This window comes from Paraclostridium dentum (assembly GCF_012922555.1).
Classification (GTDB): Bacteria; Bacillota; Clostridia; order Peptostreptococcales; family Peptostreptococcaceae; genus Paraclostridium; species Paraclostridium dentum.
Map to the genome: position 1 here is coordinate 1 of NZ_WIPK01000136.1, position 415 is coordinate 415.

At 72.8% G+C, this 415-nt stretch carries 1 protein-coding gene; it reads right to left on the reverse strand.

Translation table 11 applies throughout. The annotated features are described in order from the left end of the window. On the reverse strand, positions 1–320 hold a 320-nt coding region (locus GFJ41_RS21160; RefSeq protein WP_206001616.1), incomplete at its 3' end, for a chlorophyll a/b-binding protein. Between the last annotated feature and the right edge of the window lie 95 nt (positions 321–415).

A 415-nucleotide genomic window follows, 5' to 3' on the forward strand; every position in this document is an offset into this window, starting at 1 on the left:
AAGATCTGCGACCCCGCCTTGAACCACACCGCCTCGCCGAACTTGACGCCGTTGCGGGCGAGGAGCTCCGGGAACACGCAGCCCAGCGCGCCGAGCATCGCCCACCTGGAGTGGATCACCTCCAGCTCCCGGTTCTTGGCGAACGTCTCCGGGTCGGCGGAGAGCCCCGCGGTGTCCCACCCGTAGTCGCCCGGGAACTCGCCGGTGAGGTAGCTCGGCGGCTCGCCGGAGAGCGGGCCGAGGTAGAGGACGCGGTCGGCGCCGTACCACGGGCTCCCCGACGACGCCGCCGGCTTGGGCTTCGCGGCGGTCTTGCGCATGGTGATCCGCGCCTCGCCGAAGAGCGCGGAGGAGGTCGACGGCGCCGCGCGGGCCATCACCGGGGAGGAGAGCGCCATGGTGGCCGCGGCCATTG